At 68.5% G+C, this 20,168-nt stretch carries 20 protein-coding genes; 9 read left to right on the forward strand and 11 right to left on the reverse strand.

Annotated elements, in window-relative coordinates:
* Positions 1-31 precede the first annotated feature (31 nt).
* From E0H45_RS37060 to E0H45_RS37075, 4 genes are read right to left on the reverse strand one after another with little or no spacing between them, the layout of a single operon-like run.
* Complete coding sequence (locus E0H45_RS37060) at positions 32-856, reverse strand: M55 family metallopeptidase (protein ID WP_131346517.1); 825 nt, start codon at positions 854-856, stop codon at positions 32-34.
* Complete coding sequence (locus E0H45_RS37065; RefSeq protein ID WP_131346519.1) at positions 857-2,176, reverse strand: enolase C-terminal domain-like protein; 1,320 nt, start codon at positions 2,174-2,176, stop codon at positions 857-859.
* Positions 2,173-3,099 carry a 5-dehydro-4-deoxyglucarate dehydratase gene (gene kdgD, locus E0H45_RS37070; RefSeq protein ID WP_131346521.1) on the reverse strand — a complete coding sequence of 309 codons (927 nt, stop codon included), beginning with the start codon at positions 3,097-3,099 and terminating at the stop codon, positions 2,173-2,175. Before kdgD ends, E0H45_RS37065 begins: the two co-directional genes overlap by 4 nt.
* Positions 3,100-3,151: 52 nt before the next feature.
* On the reverse strand, positions 3,152-4,030 hold the full coding sequence (locus tag E0H45_RS37075) for a LysR family transcriptional regulator (RefSeq protein ID WP_131346523.1): 879 nt from the start codon (positions 4,028-4,030) through the stop codon (positions 3,152-3,154).
* 111 nt (positions 4,031-4,141) lie between these two features.
* Here E0H45_RS37075 and E0H45_RS37080 point away from each other — a divergent pair, with 111 nt between their 5' ends.
* From E0H45_RS37080 to E0H45_RS37095, 4 genes are read left to right on the forward strand one after another with little or no spacing between them, the layout of a single operon-like run.
* On the forward strand, positions 4,142-5,143 hold the full coding sequence (locus tag E0H45_RS37080; protein ID WP_131346525.1) for a Bug family tripartite tricarboxylate transporter substrate binding protein: 1,002 nt from the start codon (positions 4,142-4,144) through the stop codon (positions 5,141-5,143).
* 8 nt (positions 5,144-5,151) lie between these two features.
* Positions 5,152-5,643, forward strand: a complete 492-nt coding sequence (locus E0H45_RS37085) for a tripartite tricarboxylate transporter TctB family protein (protein ID WP_131346527.1) — start codon at positions 5,152-5,154, stop codon at positions 5,641-5,643.
* Positions 5,643-7,133 (forward strand): tripartite tricarboxylate transporter permease, encoded by a 1,491-nt coding sequence (locus E0H45_RS37090; protein ID WP_131346530.1) that lies wholly within the window; start codon positions 5,643-5,645, stop codon positions 7,131-7,133. Before E0H45_RS37085 ends, E0H45_RS37090 begins: the two co-directional genes overlap by 1 nt.
* On the forward strand, positions 7,130-8,380 hold the full coding sequence (locus E0H45_RS37095; RefSeq protein WP_131346532.1) for a glucarate dehydratase family protein: 1,251 nt from the start codon (positions 7,130-7,132) through the stop codon (positions 8,378-8,380). Before E0H45_RS37090 ends, E0H45_RS37095 begins: the two co-directional genes overlap by 4 nt.
* Here the strand turns inward: E0H45_RS37095 and E0H45_RS37100 are convergent, their stop codons facing one another.
* The 3 genes from E0H45_RS37100 to E0H45_RS37110 are packed head-to-tail and all read right to left on the reverse strand — an operon-like array spanning position 8,381 to position 11,005.
* Positions 8,381-9,199, reverse strand: a complete 819-nt coding sequence (locus E0H45_RS37100) for a hypothetical protein (RefSeq protein WP_131346534.1) — start codon at positions 9,197-9,199, stop codon at positions 8,381-8,383. It lies immediately after the preceding gene.
* Between the two features lie 10 nt (positions 9,200-9,209).
* On the reverse strand, positions 9,210-9,893 hold the full coding sequence (locus tag E0H45_RS37105) for a FadR/GntR family transcriptional regulator (RefSeq protein WP_131346536.1): 684 nt from the start codon (positions 9,891-9,893) through the stop codon (positions 9,210-9,212).
* Positions 9,890-11,005 (reverse strand): L-talarate/galactarate dehydratase, encoded by a 1,116-nt coding sequence (locus E0H45_RS37110; RefSeq protein WP_131346538.1) that lies wholly within the window; start codon positions 11,003-11,005, stop codon positions 9,890-9,892. Before E0H45_RS37110 ends, E0H45_RS37105 begins: the two co-directional genes overlap by 4 nt.
* Before the next feature lie 163 nt (positions 11,006-11,168).
* Between E0H45_RS37110 and glsA the strand changes: the two genes are divergently transcribed.
* Complete coding sequence (glsA, locus tag E0H45_RS37115) at positions 11,169-12,647, forward strand: glutaminase A (RefSeq protein ID WP_131346540.1); 1,479 nt, start codon at positions 11,169-11,171, stop codon at positions 12,645-12,647.
* 88 nt (positions 12,648-12,735) lie between these two features.
* On the opposite strand, the gene glmS is transcribed toward glsA, so the two are convergent.
* From glmS to nucS, 3 genes are all read right to left on the reverse strand, one after another.
* Complete coding sequence (gene glmS, locus E0H45_RS37120) at positions 12,736-14,556, reverse strand: glutamine--fructose-6-phosphate transaminase (isomerizing) (protein WP_131346542.1); 1,821 nt, start codon at positions 14,554-14,556, stop codon at positions 12,736-12,738.
* Between the two features lie 47 nt (positions 14,557-14,603).
* Positions 14,604-14,888: a hypothetical protein gene (locus E0H45_RS37125; protein ID WP_238151128.1), complete on the reverse strand. Its 285-nt coding sequence runs from the start codon at positions 14,886-14,888 to the stop codon at positions 14,604-14,606.
* 151 nt (positions 14,889-15,039) lie between these two features.
* Positions 15,040-15,699, reverse strand: a complete 660-nt coding sequence (nucS, locus tag E0H45_RS37130; protein ID WP_131347256.1) for an endonuclease NucS — start codon at positions 15,697-15,699, stop codon at positions 15,040-15,042.
* A gap of 49 nt (positions 15,700-15,748) precedes the next feature.
* Between nucS and E0H45_RS42675 the strand changes: the two genes are divergently transcribed.
* From E0H45_RS42675 to E0H45_RS37145, 4 genes are all read left to right on the forward strand, one after another.
* Positions 15,749-16,072 (forward strand): hypothetical protein, encoded by a 324-nt coding sequence (locus tag E0H45_RS42675; protein ID WP_165546731.1) that lies wholly within the window; start codon positions 15,749-15,751, stop codon positions 16,070-16,072.
* Positions 16,069-16,950 carry a class I SAM-dependent methyltransferase gene (locus E0H45_RS37135; protein WP_131346544.1) on the forward strand — a complete coding sequence of 294 codons (882 nt, stop codon included), beginning with the start codon at positions 16,069-16,071 and terminating at the stop codon, positions 16,948-16,950. The genes E0H45_RS42675 and E0H45_RS37135 overlap by 4 nt, the downstream gene beginning before the upstream one ends.
* A complete protein-coding gene (locus tag E0H45_RS37140) occupies positions 16,947-17,402 on the forward strand; it encodes an NUDIX hydrolase (RefSeq protein WP_165546732.1) in 456 nt (151 codons plus the stop codon). Before E0H45_RS37135 ends, E0H45_RS37140 begins: the two co-directional genes overlap by 4 nt.
* A gap of 70 nt (positions 17,403-17,472) precedes the next feature.
* Positions 17,473-19,251, forward strand: a complete 1,779-nt coding sequence (locus tag E0H45_RS37145; RefSeq protein ID WP_131346548.1) for a 3-hydroxyacyl-CoA dehydrogenase family protein — start codon at positions 17,473-17,475, stop codon at positions 19,249-19,251.
* An 88-nt stretch (positions 19,252-19,339) separates the two neighbouring features.
* On the opposite strand, the gene E0H45_RS37150 is transcribed toward E0H45_RS37145, so the two are convergent.
* The gene (locus E0H45_RS37150) at positions 19,340-20,122 is read right to left on the reverse strand and encodes a phytanoyl-CoA dioxygenase family protein (protein WP_131346550.1); all 783 of its coding nucleotides are present in this window, start codon (positions 20,120-20,122) and stop codon (positions 19,340-19,342) included.
* Positions 20,123-20,168 lie beyond the last annotated feature (46 nt).

The raw sequence follows: 20,168 nt of genomic DNA on the forward strand, positions 1-20,168 counted from the left end.
CTATCCTGCACAACGGCAGTTGAACGCATGGTTACTCGCTGACGCCGCGACTCAGCAGCACGGCCGCGATGAAGGTCCGGTACAGCTGCAGCGGATCATCATTGCGCAAGGCAACAACCTTCTCCTCACGGCGCTCGACTCCGCGCAGCTCACAGGCCAGCTCGGCGAACGCCCCGCTGTGGAAGCGAACGGTCAGCTCGGCGGGCAGCGTGATACTCGGCAACCGGATGTCGCTCAACCGGGCGAGCGCGCGGCGGGCGCCGTCGTGGATCAGCTCCCGGGCTCGCTCCGGATGCACCGACAGGGCCGCGTTGTGCGACACGGATTCCTTCACGACGACCGATTCGATCTCCGGACAGAACGCCTGTGCCTCGTCGATCGTCACCTGGTCGCCCGAGATCAGTACGACGGGAACGCCGTACGCCAGCGCTGCCAGCGCGTTGATCCCTGCCTCGCCGGTGATCGCGCCGTTCAGCCGAACCTCGGCGATCGCCCGTGGGTTGTACGTGTGGTGCAGCACGGACGACGTCGACCCCACCGACCCGTGGTACGAGACGAAGAAGGCGGCGTCGAACGAGTCGTCGAGGCCCTGCATCATGTACAGCGGCTTGTGCTTCCCGGACAGGTAGCTCGCGCGGCCGTGCAGCTCGTCCGGACGCAGGTTCTGCATCGTCGAGTGCGAGTCGTTCACCAGGAACTCGGTCCCGCCCGCGGCCAGCGCGCCGTCGATCGCGGCGTTCACCTCGGCCTGCAGCTGACCCCGGTAGTACTCGTACTCGGCACCGGGTCCGCGACACTGACTCCAGTCGACGACCCCCGCCGTACCTTCCATGTCGGTGGACAAGAAGATCCTCATCTACCGCACCATACAAGGCCGTTTCGGGTCGAACTCCCAGTCCTCGATCAGGTACTGCATCGCGATCGCGTCGTTGCGCGCGCCGAGACCGTGCTCCAGGTACAGCTCGTGCGCGGCCGCCAGTGCGTCGCGGTCGAGTTCGATCCCGAGCCCGGGCCGCGTCGGTACGGCGATCTCGCCGCCGGCGATCTGCAGCGGCTCCTTGGTCAGCGCCTGCCCGTCCTGCCAGATCCAGTGGGTGTCGAGCGCAGTGATGTCACCGGGCGCGGCCGCGCCGACGTGGGTGAACATCGCCAGCGAGATGTCGAAATGGTTGTTCGAGTGCGAACCCCAGGTCAGCCCGAAGTCGTGACACAACTGCGCGACCCGCACCGATCCTGCCATCGTCCAGAAATGCGGATCCGCCAACGGGATGTCGACCGCGTCCGTCCGGATCGCGTGCGCGAGCTCGCGCCAGTCGGTCGCGATCATGTTGGTCGCCGTCCGCAGACCGGTCTGCCGTTTGAACTCGGCCATCGTCTCCCGCCCGGAGAACCCGGACTCGGCACCGCACGGATCCTCGACATACGCCAGTACGTCGTCCAGACCCGAGCAGACCGCGACGGCCTCGCGGACCAGCCACGCGCCGTTCGGGTCGACCGTGATGCGCGCCGACGGGAACCGCTCGTGCAGCGCCCGGACCGCGTCCACCTCGACGTGCGGATCGAAGACGCCGCCCTTGAGCTTGAAGTCCGCGAACCCGTACCGCTCCTGCGCAGCCTCTGCCAGCTCCACCACCGCGTCAGCCGTCAGAGCCGGCCTCCGCCTTAGCTGCGACCACTTGTCAGTGTCGCCGTCCGTCCGGTAGGGCAGGTCCGTTCGCGCTACATCTCCTACATAGAACAAGTACCCCAGTACTGGGACCGCGGTGCGCTGCTGCCCGTCACCAAGCATTTCAGCGACCGGTACGCCGAGATGCTGCCCGAGCAGATCCAGCAGCGCCGACTCGAGCCCGGTCACGGCATGCACCGTGGTCCGCAGGTCGAACGTCTGCAACCCACGGCCCCCGCTGTCACGGCCTTCGAACCTGGTGGAGACGGTCTGCAGTAGGTGGCGGTGCCTGCCCAGGGATTGGCCGACGAGAAGCGGAGCCGCCTCGCGGATCGTGGTGGCGATCTTCTCGCCGCCCGGAACCTCCCCGAGGCCAGTGTTGCCCGCGCTGTCGGTGACGATCACGACGTTGCGGGTGAAGAACGGGCTGTGCGCGCCGCTCAGATTCAGCAGCATGCTGTCGTACCCGGCAACAGGCACGACCTCCACCGAGGTGACGGTAGGCGTCATTTCACCTTCCCGATCAACGCGGTCAGCTGCGCGATCTCCTCATCGCTGAGGTCCTGCAACGGCGGTCGCACCGGCCCGGCGCCGCGTCCGATCGCATTGACGCCGGCCTTCACGATCGAAACGGCGTACCCCTTGGTCCGATCGCGGATGTCCAGATACGGAATGACGAATTCCCGCAGTTTCCGGTAGACCGCATCGCGGTCCTGGGCGATCACGTCGGCGTAGAAGCCGAGCGCGAACTCCGGCACGAAGTTGAAGATCGCCGACGAGTACGTGCTGTACCCGAGCTGCAGCAACGGCAGCGCGAACGTCTCCGCCGTCGGCAGCCCGCCGACGTACGTGAGCCGCTCGCCGACCCGCGCGTACGTCCGCGTCATCTGCTCGACGTTCCCGACCCCGTCCTTGAGGCAGACCAGATTCGGGTTCCGGTCCGCGAGCTCGGCAACCGTCACGTCGTCGAGGATCGCATTCGCCCGGCTGTAGACGGTCACCCCGAGGCTCGTACTGCGGCAGACCGTCGACACGTGCTCGATCAAACCACGCTGACCCGCCTCGGTCAGGTACGGCGGGAACAGCAGCACCCCGTCCGCACCGGCCGCCTCCGCCGCCTGGGCACCCGCCACCGCGGAGGCGGTCCCACCGGTCGCCGGCGCGATCACCGGGACGCGCCCGTTCACCTCCGAAACAGCGGTCCGTACGACGGTGTCGATCTCCGCCGGTGTCAGCGAGAAGCCCTCGCCGGTCCCGCCCGCGGCGAACAGGCCGGCGACGTCGTACTGGCTCAGCCAGGACAGGTGCTCGCGGTACCCGGCCTCGTTGAAGCTGAGGTCCGCGTGGAAGTGCGTCACGGGGAACGAGAGCAGGCCGGTCTTGAGCTGCGCGGCGAGTTCTGCGGGGGAGTACCGGGGGGAGTCATTGGTCACGCGGCTCAGCGTAGGAAGCCGCGTGGATACCTGTCCAAGATCGATTTTGGATCTAATGATGCTCTGGGAGCATCGTGAGCACGCGCTGCAGGACCGGGCTGGTCGCGTCCCGCCGCCAGATCGCGTGCAACTCGACAGCCTGGCCGGGTCCGGCGAGATCGCAGTACGTCACGCCCTCGACGCCGAGGTGCCGGGCCGACGCCGGCACGAGCGCGACACCGCGGCCGGCGGCGACCAGCAGGATCACGGTGAGGATCTGCTGCACCCGCTGCTCGATCCGCGGGTGCGACTCGGCGAGGAACCGCACCGTCAGCTCGTGGAAGTACCGGGCCTGGGTCGGCGAGTAGCTGATCACCTGCTCCCCGCTGAAGTCCGCCGACGTCAACGGCCGGCCGAGCGCGGCGAGCCGGTGGTTGCCGGGGACAACAGCACACAACGGTTCGCGGGACACGATCCGGGAGTCCAGTACGTCGGAGTCGAACGGCGGCCGCCCGAGCCCGAGATCCAGCTCGCCGCGCAGCAGCCCGTCGATCTGTCCGGGGGTGACACGCTCGTGCAGGATCACGTCGACGTCCGGCAGTTCCTCGGACAGGCGGCGCAGTAGCGGGCCCAGCGTCCGGATCGCCGACGTGGCCGTGAACCCGAGCCGCAGCGTCCCCGCCGCACCCTGGTCCACCCGGCGCGCGAGATCACCGGCGGTCTCGACCAGCGCGAGCAGCCGGCGTGCCTCGGTGAGGAACGCCTGCCCGGCCTCGGTCAGCTCGACCTTGCGGTTGTCGCGCTCAAGCAGCCGCGCGCCGACGGCCCGCTCGAGCTTCTGCACCTGACGGCTCAACGGCGGCTGGGTCATGTTCAGCCGCTCGGCAGCACGACCGAAGTGCAGCTCCTCGGCGACCGCGACGAACGCGCTCAGCTGGTCGAGCGAAAACATGATTCCCGAAAGGTATCACTCGATGCCACATCGGCCTTGGACACGCATGATCGACCCTCCCTACGCTCACGCAATCGAGCCGGAGGACCACTCTCCGCAAAGGAGGATCCGATGCTGTTCAGCAAGCTCAACCGCCGCGTCCTGGTGACGGCGGTCAGTGCTTCCGTCCTGTTGGCAGGCTGCGGTGGGGTCAAGACGACCTCCACCGGCGGTAAGGGTGACTATCCGACCGGCAACATCCAGATGAGTGTCGGCGCGTCCCCCGGCGGCAGTACCGACCTGATCACGCGGGCGATCGCGGAGGGCGTCGGCAAGGAGCTCGGCGTCTCGGTGCCGGTGGTCAACAAACCCGGCGCGAACGGCGCGCTGAACGCCAAGGAACTGCAGTCCGCGAAGCCGGACGGCTACAAGATCGCGGTCCAGAACGCCTCGCTGTTCACCATCACCCCGCTCGCGGTGTCGGCCAACGAGGTGGTGAAGCTCGACGACTTCGACCTGCTCGGCGGCATCTCGCAGGACGACTACGTGCTGATCGCGCCGGTCGGCTCCGGGTACAAGACGATCGCCGACCTGAAGAAGGCCGGCAAGAACATCAAGTACGGCACCACCGGCGTCGGTACCGGCGCGCAGTTGGCGTCCGCACTGACGTTCAAGCAGGCCGGCATCCCCGCGACCGACGTACCGTTCGACGGTGGTGCCCCGGCGCTGACCGCGTTGCTCGGCAGTCAGGTCGACGTGGCAACGATCCAGGTCGGTGACGGTATCGAGCAGGTGAAGGCGAAGAAGGTCGTCCCGCTCGCGGTCTTCTCGGCCGAGCGGATCAAGTTCCTCCCCGACGTTCCGACCGCCAAGGAGCAGGGGTACGACGTCGTGGTGTCGCAGTACCGCTTCCTCACGGCGCCGAAGGGGACGCCGGACGACGTGAAGACGAAGCTGGCCGACGCGGCGAAGAAGACCTACGCGACCGACGCGTACAAGAAGTTCAACGACGCGCACTGCCTGACGCCGATCGAGGTGTCACCGGACGAGGTGCGGAAGATCCTCGACGGGTACGCGACGAAGTACAAGGGACAGCTCGACCAGCTCGGGATCTCGCTGGCGGCCAAGAAGTGAGTGAAGAAGTGAGTATCGACCAGGAGTCTCTGCGTGCGGAGTGGGCCGAGGACCGGCCGCCGCACGCTGGGCCGTGGTCTCAGTTCGGGGCCGCGGTTGTTGCCGGTGTCGTCGGTCTCTGTGGAGTGATCGGGTCGCTCACGCTCGGGTTGGGCCGGTTGACCCAGCCGGGCCCGGGGCTGTGGCCGTTCGTGGTCTGCGTTGTCGTGACCGTCCTGTCGATCGCCCTCGCACTGGTTGGCCGGCACGGGACGGATACCGAGAAGTTCTCGCGGTCGAGTGTGCTGACGGCGGTCGCCGTGCTGACGCTCGTGGTCTTCGCGGCCGTGCTGCCGTTGATCGGGTTCGAGCTCCCGTCGCTGCTGCTGACGTTCGTGTGGCTGCGGTTCCTCGGCAAGGAGTCCTGGGTGTCGTCGGTCGCGATCAGCGTGGGCACGGTCGCCGCGTTCTACGTCCTGTTCGTGCTGATCCTTCAGATTCCGCTGCCCAGGTTGATCTGATGGGCGGCTTCATCGATGGTTTCGGCGTCGTCCTGCAGCCCGGGAATCTGCTGTACTGCCTGATCGGCGTCGTGATCGGCATGCTGATCGGCGTCCTCCCCGGGCTCGGCCCGGCAGCGACGATCGCGATCCTGCTGCCGATCACGTACGGCGTGGAGCCGGTGTCCGCGATCATCATGCTGGCCGGCATCTTCTACGGCGCACAGTACGGCGGCACGATCACGTCGGTCCTGCTGCGGCTACCGGGCGAGGCGTCGTCCGTGGTCACGGTGTTCGACGGGTTCGCCCTGGCCAAACAAGGACGAGCCGGTACGGCGCTCGGCATCGCCGCGATCGGATCGTTCATCGGCGGCACGGTGTCGATCATCGGGCTGACGCTGCTCGCTCCGGTGGTCGCGAGCGTGGCGCTCGACTTCGGTCCGCCGGAGTACGCCGCCTTGTCGTTGTTCGGCGTACTGCTGGTGGCGACCGTGGGGAACGGCAGCCGGTTGAAGGCGGTGATCGCCGCGGGCCTCGGGTTGCTGTTGGCAACGGTCGGGCGGGACACCTTCACCGGGGCGAGCCGGTTCACGTTCGACAGCCTGAACCTTGCCGACGGCATCGACTTCGTGCCGATCGCGATGGGCCTGTTCGGGCTCGGCGAAATCCTCTACAACCTGGAGGAACGGCACCACAAGGTGCAGACACCGGCCGCGGTGGCGAACATCTGGCCGTCGCGAGCCGACCTGCGGCAGGCGCGCGGCGCGATCGGCCGCGGCTCGGTGATCGGTTTCGTGCTCGGTGTACTGCCCGGGGGTGGCGCGACGCTGTCGTCGCTGGTCGCGTACGCGGTGGAGAAGCGGCGGGCGAAGGAGCCCGAGCGGTTCGGTCGCGGTGCGGTCGAGGGTGTCGCGGCGCCGGAGACGGCGAACAACGCGGCCGCGACCTCGTCCTTCATCCCGCTGCTGACGTTGGGGATCCCCGCGAACGCGACGATGGCGTTGATGTTCGGCGCGCTGCTGATCCAGGGAATCGCGCCCGGCCCGCAACTGGTGTCGGAGCACCCGGACCTGTTCTGGGGCGTGATCAACTCGATGTATCTCGGCAACATCCTGTTGCTGATCATGAGCATCCCGCTGGTCGGGGTGTTCGTGAAGATCCTCAAGGTGCGGCCCGCCGTCCTCGCGCCGATCACGGTGCTGATCACGCTGCTCGGCGTCTACACGGTGGCGAACCAGGTGTTCGACATCTTCCTGGTGATCGTGTTCGGCGTCCTCGGGTACCTGATGAAGAAGTTCGGGTTCGAGCCGGGGCCGCTGGTGCTCGCGTTCGTCCTGGGGAGCGTGATGGAGATCGCGGTCCGGCAGTCGCTGCTGATCTTCGGCGGCAACCCGGCCGGCTTCTTCACCCGGCCGATCTCCGGCACGGTCCTCGTGGCGCTGATCATCGTCCTCGTCCTGCCCGCGGTGCGCCTGCTGGTACGTCGACGTAAGGAGAAGGAACTCGTATGAGCAAGATCGCCCGCGTCGAACTCACCCCGGTCGCGTTCGCGGACCCACCGCTCCTCAACGTGGTCGGTGTCCACGAACCGTTCGCGCTGCGGACGATTGTCCAGGTGTGGACCGACGACGGGCTGGTCGGGTTGGGGGAGACGTACGCGGCCGACGACCACCTGGCGCGGTTGCGCGCCGTCGCCGACGTACTGCCCGGACTGGACATCTTCGACGTGAACGGCCTGCGTCAGCGCGTGAGCGACGTACTGACCAGCGGCGGTGGAGCTCAGGTCGGCGGGATGCTCAACATCCAAGACCCCGTCGACGTGGTGTTGTCGCCGTACGAGGTTGCGTTGCTGGACCTTCAGGGCAAGCAGCTGGGGCTCCCGGTGGTGGATCTGCTCGGCGGGGCGGTCCGGGACGAGGTGCCGTTCAGCGCGTATCTGTTCTACAAGTGGGCTGGTCATCCGGGTGGTGCACCGGACGCGTGGGGCGAGGCCCTCGATCCTGATGGGATCGTGCGGCAGGCCGCGAAGATGATCGGGGAGTACGGCTTCACCGCGATCAAGTTGAAGGGCGGCGTGTTCCCGCCGGCGCAGGAGGCTGAGGCGGTTCGGGCGCTCGCCGAGGCGTTCCCGGAGCACAAGCTGCGGATCGATCCCAACTGCGCGTGGACCGTGGACACGTCGGTACAGGTCGCTCGGGAGCTCACCGGCGTACTGGAGTATCTCGAGGATCCGACGCCCGGGATCGACGGTATGGCGGCCGTTGCGCGGCAGACCGAGATTCCCTTGGCGACCAACATGTGCGTGATCGCGTTCGCGCACCTGAAGCCGGCCGTGCTCGCGGATGCCGTGCAGGTGGTGCTGTCGGATCATCACTACTGGGGTGGGCTGCGGCGGTCGCAGTTGCTGGCGGGGATCTGCGACACCTTCGGGATGGGGTTGTCGATGCACTCCAACTCGCACCTCGGGATCAGCCTCGCCGCGATGACGCATCTGGCCGCGGCGACGCCGAACCTGACGTACGCGTGCGACACGCATTACCCGTGGAAGACCGAGGACGTGATCAAGCCCGGTGTGCTGGCGTTCGAGTCGGGGAGCGTGCGGGTGCCTGGTGGGCCTGGGCTCGGCGTTGAGCTGGATGCTGACGCGCTGGGGGAGTTGCACGAGCAGTACCTCGCGTGCGGGATCCGGAGGCGCGACGACACGACGTACATGCGGACGATCGATCCGGAGTTCAGCCCCAACACAGCGCGCTGGTAGTCAGACGGGCCAGCCGCTGGCGGAGAGAGCGTTCAGTACGGCGGTGCGCTGCGGGTTGAGCGGGACGTACATGAGTCGGCTGCCGTCCGGGCCGCGGAGGCGGGCGTAGCGGCGGCCGACCTTGATGGAGGTGACCGCGGTCCGCTGGACGACCTGCGAGGCGAGGGTGCCGTGGGTGACCGAGACTCGGTCCGGTGCGATCGTGACGGACAGAGTGACTCCGAGGGCGTGCCGGATGGCGAGGACGACCAACGCGAGTGCGAGCACGAGGCTCGGACCGAATACGGCGATGACGATCACGGTCGTCGACGCGCTGGCGAACGCCAACGCCATCACGCCCATCCCGACCACCACCGCAAACGCCACCGCAAGCTTCGGACTGAACCCACTGTTGGCCCACGGCAACGGCCCCCGAGCCCCATCCCGAAGCACAACCCGAGTCTCCCGACGCGCCGGACCCGACGGTGCAACAGCTTGCGGAGGTGCCGGCGCGTCGGCCGGGTCTGCCTCTGGTGTTGACCAGTGCCAGCCCTCGGCGGTGGCGGCGCGACGGAACTCTTCTACGTCGAAGCGGGCGAGCGGGATCATGCCGTTCGAGGTCATGCCTTCGAGGTACAGCTGCGGCTGCCCGCGGGACTCCGCGACGCGCAGGGTGCTGTCGTCGTTGCGGACGAGCTCCCACGACGTACCGGAAGCCCGCAACGCGGTGATGCGATCGGGCCGCACCTCGATCCAATCCGGATGCCGGCGTACCGCCCCGCCGAATTCGAACCGCTTCCGCGGCGGGACCGGCTTGCGGGCGTGCACGAGCTGCGCCATGCCGGCAACGCTATCCGGCGTGGTGGGTCAGCAATCGGTGCCGGGTGCTCGACAGATGCACCCGCATCGCCGCCCGCGCCGCCTCCGGCTCGGACCGCGCGATCGCCGCGCTGATGTTCTCGTGTTCGTGTACCACACGGGTCAGGTGGTCCGGGTCCGACATCTCGTACGCCGGGTCGAGCCGGGTTCGCGGCAGCATGATCATCATCGGCCCGAGCTCACCGATCAGGTCGCCGTAGAACCGGTTGCCCGAGGCAACGGCAATCTTGAGGTGGAACGCGAAGTCGGCCTCCACCGACCGGCCCGGATCGTCGCCGACCCGCCGGAAGTCGTCCAGCGCCCGCTCGATCCCCTTCAGCTGATGCTCGGTACGCCGTACCGCGGCCAGCCCGGCCGCCTCGCTCTCGACGCCGATCCGGAAGTCCATCAGGTCGAGTACGTCGCGGTGCGACCGCACCTCGCGCAACCCCGGCGTACGCTCCGGGACCTCGAGCACGAACGAACCGCGCCCCTGGAACGTCTCCACCAGGCCGGCCGCCTGCAGCCGCGAGACCGCCTCGCGAACCACGGTCCGGCTGACCCCGAACTCCTCGACCAGACCGTTCTCACCCGGCAGCTTCTCGCCCGGCGCGATCCGCCCGCTGAGAATCCGCCGCTTCAGATCGTCGACGATCTGATCGGCAAGACCACTCACCGGAACTCGCAGCTGTCCACCGTCCAGCGCGCGCACTGCTCGGTCGTCGTGAAGCCGAGCCCCGGGCGGTCGGGTACGAGCATCCGCCCGTCGACCGTCTCCAGACGCTCGTTGAACAAGGGATTCAGCCACTCGAAGTGCTCGACCCAGGGCTCACGCGGGTATGCCGCGGCGAGGTGCAGGTGGATCTCCATCGCGAAGTGCGGCGCGAGCTGCAGACCGTTGTGGTCGGCCAGCGTCGCGAGCTTGAGGAACGGCGTGATGCCGCCGATCCGGGGCGCGTCGGGCTGGATGATGTCGGCCGCGCGGGCCTCGATCAGCCGCACGTGTTCACCGACGCTGGACAGCATCTCGCCGGTCGCGATCGGGGTGTCGAGCGCCGCCGCCAGCTCCGCATGCCCGAGCGCGTCGTACGCGTCCAGCGGCTCCTCGATCCAGACCAGGCCGAACTGCTCGAGCACCCGGCCGATCCGCAGCGCGGTCGGGCGGTCCCACTGCTGGTTCGCGTCCACCATCAGTGGTACGTCGTCGCCGAGGTGTTCCCGTACGGCGCGAACGCGGTCGAGATCGATCCGGCTGTCGGGCTGCCCGACCTTGATCTTGATCCCGCCGATCCCGTCGGCGAGCGACTTCGACGCGCGTTCCTTCACCTCCTCGATCGGGGCGTGCAGGAACCCGCCGGAGGTGTTGTACGCGCGGACCGAGTCGCGGTGCGCGCCGAGCAGCTTGGCCAGCGGCAGGCCGGCGCGCTTCGCCTTCAGGTCCCACAGCGCGATGTCGATCGCGGCGATCGCCTGCGTCGCGACGCCGGATCGGCCGACCGAGGCGCCGGCCCAGAGCAGCTTGTCGTACACCTTCGCGATGTCGGACGGATCCTCGCCGAGCAGGTTGGCCGCGATCTCCTTCGCATGCGCGTACTGCGCCGGTCCGCCGGCCCGCTTCGAGTAGCTGAACCCGATGCCGTGCTGGTCCTGCTCGGTCGCGATCTCCGCGAACAGGAACACCACCTCGGTCATCGGCCGCTGCCGTCCGGTCAGCACCTTGGCGTCACTGATCGGCTGATCGAGCGGGAGCACGACGGACGAGAGCTTCACCTGGCGGATGCGGTCCATGGGCAGTGATCATACAAGTAGTCAACTTGTCCTACAACGGGCCCGTTTGACATCGCCGTAACACCAGGTGACTGCTCTGGAAACACAAGAAGGACAAGCTGCTGCGCGCCGACAGCGTGGTCGTGCGCGCCCGCCTGCCGCCATCTGGGGAAGGAAGCAGCCAATGGACGTCTCGGAGAAGCTGCTCCGGTCGTACGCGACGATCGACGAGGACAACGACGGCCGGATCTGGTCCTGGGAGTTGCTCAACACGCTCGGCCGGGCCGGGATCATGCCGGACGATCCGCGGGTCCGCGCGGCGCTGGACGGCGTCCGTGATGCCGCCGGCCGCCCGGCGATCACTCCGTACGCCCAACCGGTCCAGCTTGACTTCGACACCTTCGCGGAGGTCGCGCAGCACGCCGTGGTGCAGCAAGCGCTGACCGGTGACCTCGCGGTCCCCGCAGACGAGTTCGCGGAGTTCGCGCACGCGGTGGAGCGGATCCACGCGGACCTGCTGGACGAGCGGTCCGGCGAGGTCGCGGACTACATCCCGACGCTGCGGGACGCCGATCCGGAGAAGTTCGGGATCGCGGTCTGCACGGCCGATGGCCAGGTGTTCTCGATCGGCGACACCGCGGAAGAGTTCAGCGTGCAGTCGACGTCGAAGCCGTTCAGCTACGCGATCGCGCTGGAGCAGCTCGGCCCGGAAGAGGTGCACCGCTGGATCGGCCAGGAGCAGAGCGGTGGTCCCTTCAACGATCCCTTGCTGTCGCTGGGGCGGGACGGCAGGCCGCACAACCCGATGATCAATGCCGGAGCGATCGGGACGCTCGCGCTGGTCGACGCCGGCAAGGACCAGTCCGGTCGGTTGACCACCGTCCAGGAGACGTGGAGGTCGATGACAGGCGAGCGGCCGCAGCTGCACGGTTCGACGTTCGTGGCCGAGCGCGACACCGGATTCGGCAACGCCGCGTTCGCCAACGCGCTGGCGAAGGTGGGGAAGTTGTACGGCGCCAGTCCGACCGATCGGCGTGCTCCGGAAGACGCCAACGAGTTCTACACGATGGTCTGTTCGCTCACCATGAACGCGGAGCGGCTGGCCCGGGCCGGTGCCACGCTCGCGAGCGGTGGAGTCGCACCGTTGAGCGGCCGGCAGGTGTTCTCCGCGGACACCGCCTCCCGCGTGCTGTCCGTGATGGGCCACAGCGGGATGTACAACGACTCCGGACAGTTCTCGAACCAGGTCGGGCTGCCGGCCAAGAGCGGCGTGTCCGGCAACGTCATGATGGTGGTGCCGTCGAAGCAGATGGCCGTCGTGGTGTTCTCCCCGCGGCTGGATGCGGTCGGCAACTCGGTGCGTGGGGTCGAGGTGTGCAAGCGGCTGGTCAACGAGTTCGGCCTGCACCCGTACCGCGCAATGGGCGCCGAGCGCGGCCGGGTCGCCGCACACCAGATCGGCGGCCACATGAACGAGGCCGACAAGCGCGCCGAGGCCGCGAGCGCCGCCGACCGCGCGCTGGGCGGCGTGGCCCGAGCCGGGTCGGGCGGTGCGGCGAAGGTCGTGGCCGCTGACGGAACAGGCGGTGCGGTGAAGGTCGCCGACGCCGAGCGGACCGGGACGACCGGACGCCGCACAGGACAGCCCGGCCACCAGCTCTGATCCTCCAGGCCATCACAAATGAACGGCCCCCGCCACGCTGAGCGTGACGGGGGCCGTGGTGTCGCAGTTGTGATGGCCTGGCGGTCCGCTACTCGACGGTGACCGACTTCGCCAGGTTGCGCGGCTTGTCCACGTCGTGGCCGAGGGCGACCGCGGCGTAGTACGCGATGATCTGCAGCGGGATCGTCAGCAGGATCGGGTCCAGCTCGGGCTCGTTCTTCGGTACGACGATCTTCGCCGCGACCCCGTCCGGAACCTCGACGCCCGGGTGCGTGACGACGTACAGCGGGCCGGAGCGGGCGCCGATCTCGTGCAGCGCGCCGATGTTGCGGTCCAGGAGCTCGTCGTCGGGGACGATCGCGACACTCGGCACGTCCGGCGAGATCAGCGCCAGCGGGCCGTGCTTCAGCTCGGAGGTCTGGTACGCCTCGGCGTGCCGGTACGAGATCTCCTTCAGCTTCTGCGCGCCCTCGCGCGCCACCGGGTACCCGCGGGTGCGGCCGACGAAGAACAGGCTCTCGTGCTTGGCGAGGCGGCCGGCGATCTTGGCCAGTTCCTCCTCCTGGGCGACGATCGCGGCGATGTCCGCCGGCAGCTTCTTCAGGCCCTCGATCAGCCGACGGCCGTCGGCGGGGGAGACGTCCCGGATCCGGCCGAGGTGGATGCCGAGCATTGCGAACCCGACCGCCATGTTGGTCAGCGCCTTCGTCGACGCCACCGAGACCTCCGGGCCGGCGTGCAGGTACACGCCGCCGTCGACCTCACGGGCGATGCTCGAACCGACCGCGTTCACCAGGCCGATCACGCGACCGCCCTTGCGCTTCAGCTCCTGCACCGCGACCAGGGTGTCGAGGGTTTCGCCGGACTGCGACACGGCGACGTACAGCGTGTCCCGCTCGACCACCGGGTTGCGGTACCGGAACTCCGAGGCAGGCTCCGCGTCGGCGGGGATCCGCGCGACCTCCTCGATGAACTGCGCGCCCATCTGACCCGCGTAGTACGCCGAACCGCAGCCGAGGATCTTGACCCGCTTGATCTCCCGCGCCTCGCGGGCGTCCATGTTCAGGCCGCCGAGGTGCACGGTGTGGAAACGCTCGTCCAGCCGGCCCCGGATGACCCGGCCGACCGCGTCCGGCTGCTCGTGGATCTCCTTCATCATGAAGTGCTCGTGCAGGCCGCGCTCGAACTCCTCGGCCTCCCACTCGACCGTCTTCGCGGTCTTGGTGGTCGGGGAGGCGTCCTGGGTGAAGGTGCGGTAGCCGTCGGCGCGGACGGTGGCCAGCTCGCCGTCGTCCAAGTAGACGACCTGGCGGGTGTAGCGGATCAGCGCGGCCGCGTCGGAGGCGATGTGCATCTCGCCGTCGCCGATGCCGAGGATCAGCGGGCTGCCGTTGCGGGCGACCACGATCCGGTCCGGGAAGTCGAGGTCGATCACCGCGATGCCGTAGGTGCCCTCGATCCGGCGCAGGGCGGCCATCACCTTCTCCTCGAGGGTGGCGCCGTCGGCCTGCTCGATCAGGTGCGCGAGCACCTCGGTGTCGGTCTCGGAGCGCAGCTTGACGCCGGCGTCCTCGAGCTGCGAGCGGATCGCACCGGCGTTGTCGAAGATGCCGTTGTGCACGACCGCGATCCGCTCGTTGCCGCTGGCGTGCGGGTGCGCGTTGTCCTTGCTCGGGCCGCCGTGGGTGGCCCACCGGGTGTGGCCGATGCCGAGCTTGCCGCCGAAGCGCTTCGGCAGCGACGCCTCCAGCTCACGGACCCGGCCGGCGTCCTTGTGCACCTTCAGCTCGCTGGACCCGAGGACGGCGACGCCCGCCGAGTCGTAACCCCGGTACTCGAGCCGAGCCAGTCCGTCCACCAGGATGGGCGCGGCCGGCTTGGTGCCGACGTACCCGACGATTCCGCACATGTAATGGTGCCCCTTCGTAGGTCTGCGTGTGCCCCGTGATTTGCCCGTCAGCCGTAGACGATCCGTCGTAGCTGGCGGGCGGAGAGTTCGGGTGAGCGGACCGGCCAGTGCCGGAGCTCGGTGCCGAGCCGGGCGAAGATCTCGTCGTTGCGGGCGCCGTAGGTCTGCAGCTCGCGGTGCCGGCGCCGGACGTACTCCTCGGTCGTCTCGGTGAAATAGGCCAGTACGTCGGCGACCACGCGCCGCGCGACATCCGCCGACAGTCCGGTCGTGCGGCTGACCTGATCGGCCAGCTCGTCGACCGGCTCCACGGCCGCCGCCTCACTGATCACGCGTCCACCATGCAGTCTTTCCGGGGCCAACGCCAAGCATCTGCCCGAAATCGGGCAAATTTCCTGCTTTGTCAGGAGTTGCCTCACACACTTTGAGAAGCCACCAACCATATTTCGCCGCGAGAATTGGTCGGTGGCTTCTCAAAGTCGGTCAGAAGAGGCGGAGGACGTCGGACTCCATGCCGCGGAGGGCGTCGTAGTCGACGGTGAGGCAGTCGAGGCCGCGGTCGGTGGCGAGGAACTGTGCCTGCGGCTTGATCAGCTGGGCGGCGAAGATGCCGCGGACCGGGGCCAGCAGCGGGTCGCGGTTCAGGAGCTCGACGTACCGGGTCAGCTGCTCGACGCCGTCGATCTCGCCGCGGCGCTTGATCTCGACCGCGACGTGCTTGCCGTCGGCGTCGCGGAGCAGCAGGTCGACCGGGCCGATCGCGGTCGGGTACTCCCGGCGTACCAGCGTCCAGCCCTCGCCGAACGTCTGGACGTGCTCGGCGAGCAGCTCCTGCAGGTGCGCCTCGACACCGTCCTTGATCAGGCCGGGGTCCGTCCCGAGCTCGTACGCCGTGTCGCTGTGCACCTCCTCGATGGTGATCCGCAGCTCCTCACCAGCCTTGTTGGTGACGCTCCAGACCCCCTCGTCCTCCGTCAGCTTGCACGGCGGCGACATCCAGTTCAGCGGTTTGTACGACCCGCCGTCGGCGTGGATCAGCACGGATCCGTCCGCCTTCACCATCAGCAGCCGCGGCGCCATCGGCAGATGAGCCGTCAGCCGCCCCGAGTAGTCAACAGAACACGTAGCAATCACCAAGCGCACGACAAAGCACCGTAGTGCACCGGGCCGCCGGAGTGGGAAGGTGGTGAGCATGATGCCGAAGGTGAGCGACGAGGCGGTCGCGGCGTACGACGCGGTTGCGGCCGGGCTCGAGGGGGCCGGAGTGGTCCGCGGCAGCATGTTCGGGATGCCGTGCCTGAAGATCGGCAAGAAGGTACTCGCGGGCATGTACGGCGACGCGATGACCTTCAAACTCCCACCGGAGCCGCGGGAGAAGGCGCTGGCCGTCCCCGGCGCGGAGCAGTTCGATCCGGGGATGGGTCGGCCGATGAAGGAGTGGGTAAGGATCCCGCTCGACCAGTCGGCCGTCTGGCCGGACTACGCCGCCGAGGCCCTGGAGTACGTCGCTCAATGAATCTCATGTGTCCCGCCCGGATCCTGCTGCTGCCCGGCGATGTCCAGGACGCGCTGGTCGGTGAGCGGATCGTGCAGGTGTACGCCGGGACGTTCGAGGCGGCTGCGGGCGCTCGGTTGGCCGAGGCGCTCGCGGTGCGGCTGACCGTCGTACCCGAGCTGACTCAGCAGCCGGACGCCGAGTTGCGGTCGATCGCGGACCTGCATCGCGGCGAGACCGTCGTCGTGCTCGGGCTGGACCTCGGCCTCAAACTCCCCGCCGTCGTCGAGCACACCGGCGACGGCTGGACCCGGGTCGCCTCGGGCAACGAGGTCACGCTCGCGGCGTACGAACAGGCCGCCGGCAAGTTCCGTGACTCGATCCCCAAGGACCCCAACCACCTGTTGATCGACCTGCTCGCCGACCGCCTCGCACCGGGCGGTCAGGTGCTCGAGCTCGGCAGCGGCACCGGCAAGGACGCGATCGAACTCGAGAGCCGCGGGTACGTCGTACACCGTACCGACGCGACGCAGGCGTTCGTCGACATGATGCGATCCGACGGGTACGCCGCCGACCGGTTGAACGCGATCACCGACGACTTCGGCGGCCCGTACGGCGCGGTGTACGCGAGCGCGGTGTTCCTGCACTTCGATCGCGCGCAACTGTCCGGCGTACTGCGGAAGGCGGCCAAGGCCGCGCCGGTCCTCGCGTTCGCGACCCGGGAGGGCAAAGGCGAGGAGTGGTCGAACAGGCACCTGGACCTGCCGCGACATTTCGTTCTCTGGCAGGAAGATCCGCTCCGTGAGTTGCTGACCGCGACCGGATGGACGGTCGCGCGGCTGGAGCGCGGCGACTCGAAGATCGGCACCTGGTTCCAGATCCTGGCGACGCGCTCGTGATCCGCGCGGGCGTCGTACTGCTCAGCGAACACGGGATTGCCGCGATCGAACGGGTTCGCGACGGGCGGACCTATCACGTGCTGCCCGGCGGTCAGGTCGAGGACGGGGAGAGCCCCGCGGAGGCCGCGCGCCGGGAGGTCCACGAGGAGCTCGGTCTGCTGGTGAAGATCCGTGCGGCGGTCGCGGTCGTGCACTTCGGCGACAGCACGCAGCACTACTTCGTCGCCGACCTGATCGGGGGCGAGTTCGGCACCGGGGACGGTCCGGAGCTGGACAGCCCGGCCGATTCGGAGCGGGGGAGTTACCGCGCCGTGTGGCTGCCGGTGACAGACCTCGCCGCCTGCGACCTCCGGCCGCGGCCGATTGCCGCCGCGCTCCAGGGCGCACCGGACCCGTGGTGGCTGCTCGACGGCTGGATGGCGACGCCGGTCGTCATCGACGAGCCAGTGTGACTGTGAGGTTGACCTCGCCGGTGACCCAGCTCATGGGCGGACCAGTGCCCGGACTGGCATAGTGCACAGCATGGCTCGGGAATTGACGACGGTGGGTGTGGTGGGTCTCGGCACGATGGGCGCCGGGATCGCCGAGGTGTTCGCGCGCAACGGCCTGACGGTCGTCGGTGTCGAGCGTGACGAGGAAGCCGTCGAGCGCGGCCGCGGGCACATCCAGCACTCGACCGACCGAGCCGTGAAGCGCGGCAAGCTGTCGGTTGAGGATCAGCAGGCGCTGTTCGACCGGGTCACGTTCGCCACCTCGCTGGAGGCGCTCGCGGACTGCGACCTGGTGATCGAGGCCGTCGTCGAGCGGCTCGAGCTGAAGCGCGAGATCTTCGCCGCGCTGGACAAGGTCGTCCGCGACGACGCGATCCTGGCGACCAACACCTCGTCGTTGTCGGTCACCGAGATCTCCGTCGCCACCCAGCGCCCGCGGCGCGTGGTCGGCATGCACTTCTTCAACCCGGCGCCGGTGCAGGAGTTCGTCGAGGTGATCAAGACCGTGGTCACCGAGCCGGACGTGGTCGAGGACGTGCAGGCCCTGGCCCGCCGGCTCGACAAGGTTCCGGTGGTCGCCGCGGACCGGGCCGGGTTCATCGCCAACGCGCTCCTGTTCGGGTACCTGAACCACGCGGTCTCCATGGTCGAGTCCCGCTATGCAACCCGTGAGGACGTCGACGCGGCGATGCGGCTCGGCTGCGGGTACCCGATGGGACCGCTGGCGCTGCTCGACCTGATCGGCCTGGACACGGCGTACGAGATTCTCGACACGATGTACAAGCAGGGCCGCAACCGGCTGCACGCGCCGGCCCCGATCCTCAAGCAGATGGTGACTGCGGGCCTGCTCGGCCGGAAGACCGGGCGCGGCTTCTACACCTACGAGTCGGCGGACTCGCCGGTCGTGGTCGACGACGAGAGCACGCCGCACCGCAACGGTGACGAGATCGCCGTCCGCCCGATCAAGCAGGTCGGCGTCGTCGGCTCCGGCACGATGGCGGTCGGCATCGTCGAGGTCCTCGCCAAGGCCGGGTACGACGTGCTGTACGTCGCCCGCGGCACCGAGAAGGTCGACCGGGTCCGCGGCGTGCTGGAGCGCTCGCTGGAGAAGGGCGTCCAGCGCGGCAAGCTTTCCATGGAGGAGCGGGACGCGGCGCTGCGCCGAGTGACCGGTACGGCGAAGCTGGACGACCTGGCGAGTGTCGACCTGGTGATCGAGGCCGTGGTCGAGGAGCTCAGCGTCAAGCAGGCGCTGTTCGAGACGTTCGACGAGATCTGCAAGCCGGGCGCGATCCTGGCGACGACGACGTCGAGTCTGCCGGTGATCGACCTGGCGATGGCGACCAAGCGGCCGGGCGACGTGGTCGGGCTGCACTTCTTCAACCCGGCGCCGGTGATGCAGCTCGTCGAGGTCGTCAGCACGGTCAGCACGTCCACCGAGGTCGCCGACACGGTGGCCGCCGTGGCCGTTGCCGCCGGCAAGCACCCGGTGCGCTGCGGTGACCGGGCCGGCTTCATCGTGAACGCGCTGCTGTTCCCGTACCTGAACGACGCGGTTCGGATGCTCGAGGCGCACTACGCCGGTGTCGATGACATCGACGCCGCGATGAAGCTCGGCTGCCGCCTCCCGATGGGCCCGTTCGCCCTCCTCGACGTGGTCGGGCTGGACGTCTCGCTCGCCATCCAGCGCACCCTGTACCTGGAGTTCCGCGAGCCCGGCTTCGCCCCGGCCCCGCTGCTGGAACACCTGGTCACCGCCGGCTACCTCGGCCGCAAGACCGGCCGCGGCTTCCGCGACTACTCCAACTAGGGACCTCCGCGCAGGCAGAACCCACCTTTCCGGCGGGCTTCAGCCCTGATTTCGGGGGTTCTGCCTGCCTGCAGAACCAGCCTGCGTCCTACGGCTCCATCTCGGCGTAGTCGCCGCAGGGGCCGCCGCCGATGGCTTCGGGGAGGACCGTTTCGCGGCGGTCGGGGCGGACCAACGGGTTGTAGAAGGCTGCGATCTCGACGCTGTCCTCCGGGATGTAGTGGAAGATCAGCGAACGCCGGAAGCGGTCGTCGGTGCTGTTCGGGCGGGAGCCGTGGACGACGCTGCCGTGGAAGAAGAGGACGTCGCCGGCCTTCATCTTCGTCTGCACCTTGCTGAGGCCGTCGGGGACCGGGACCTCGGCATTGGTGAAGGACTCGGTCAGGTCGGCCGGCTCCGGGCAGACCAGCTCGGTCTTGTGCGAGCCGGGGACGACCGCCAGGCCGCCGTTGTCCGCGTCCACGTCGTCGACCGCGATCCAGGCCGCGAGGCAGGTCTCCGGGTCGGCGCGCAGGAACGTGTTGTCCTGGTGCAGCGCCTGCCCGCGGGCGCCCGGCGGCTTGAAGTAGAACATCGACTGGGCGCCGAGCGCTGGACCGATCAGCGCCTGGACGACATCGAGGATCCGGTCGTCGAGCATCAGCTCCATCGCGACCTTCCCGGCGTCGGTGTCGCTCGCCCGGTGCGGGTGCACGAACCGCGGGTACTTCGCCAGCGGATCGTCGTCCGGTACGCCGTCGTCGATGGCGAGCGAGTGGTCGACGGCGACCTGCTCCATGAAGACTGTCCTGATCCGCTCGACCTCGGCGGGTTCGAGCAGCTGGGGGACCTGGACGATGCCGTCCCGCTGGTAGATGTCCACGACTGTCATGTCTCCAGAATGCGGCGGGCCGGCCGCGCCCAGCGATAGCCTATCT

The organism is Kribbella soli (assembly GCF_004331345.1).
In the GTDB taxonomy this organism is placed as follows: Bacteria; Actinomycetota; Actinomycetes; order Propionibacteriales; family Kribbellaceae; genus Kribbella; species Kribbella soli.

Coding starts and splice junctions, on each gene's coding strand:
- E0H45_RS37060 (WP_131346517.1), bottom strand. CDS start 856: ATGAGGATCTTCTTGTCCACCGACATGGAAGGTACGGCGGGGGTCGTC.
- E0H45_RS37065 (WP_131346519.1), bottom strand. CDS start 2,176: ATGACGCCTACCGTCACCTCGGTGGAGGTCGTGCCTGTTGCCGGGTAC.
- E0H45_RS37075 (WP_131346523.1), bottom strand. CDS start 4,030: ATGTTTTCGCTCGACCAGCTGAGCGCGTTCGTCGCGGTCGCCGAGGAG.
- E0H45_RS37080 (WP_131346525.1), top strand. CDS start 4,142: ATGCTGTTCAGCAAGCTCAACCGCCGCGTCCTGGTGACGGCGGTCAGT.
- E0H45_RS37090 (WP_131346530.1), top strand. CDS start 5,643: ATGGGCGGCTTCATCGATGGTTTCGGCGTCGTCCTGCAGCCCGGGAAT.
- E0H45_RS37095 (WP_131346532.1), top strand. CDS start 7,130: ATGAGCAAGATCGCCCGCGTCGAACTCACCCCGGTCGCGTTCGCGGAC.
- E0H45_RS37100 (WP_131346534.1), bottom strand. CDS start 9,199: ATGGCGCAGCTCGTGCACGCCCGCAAGCCGGTCCCGCCGCGGAAGCGG.
- E0H45_RS37110 (WP_131346538.1), bottom strand. CDS start 11,005: ATGGACCGCATCCGCCAGGTGAAGCTCTCGTCCGTCGTGCTCCCGCTC.
- glsA (WP_131346540.1), top strand. CDS start 11,169: ATGGACGTCTCGGAGAAGCTGCTCCGGTCGTACGCGACGATCGACGAG.
- glmS (WP_131346542.1), bottom strand. CDS start 14,556: ATGTGCGGAATCGTCGGGTACGTCGGCACCAAGCCGGCCGCGCCCATC.
- E0H45_RS42675 (WP_165546731.1), top strand. CDS start 15,749: ATGATGCCGAAGGTGAGCGACGAGGCGGTCGCGGCGTACGACGCGGTT.
- E0H45_RS37135 (WP_131346544.1), top strand. CDS start 16,069: ATGAATCTCATGTGTCCCGCCCGGATCCTGCTGCTGCCCGGCGATGTC.
- E0H45_RS37145 (WP_131346548.1), top strand. CDS start 17,473: ATGGCTCGGGAATTGACGACGGTGGGTGTGGTGGGTCTCGGCACGATG.
- E0H45_RS37150 (WP_131346550.1), bottom strand. CDS start 20,122: ATGACAGTCGTGGACATCTACCAGCGGGACGGCATCGTCCAGGTCCCC.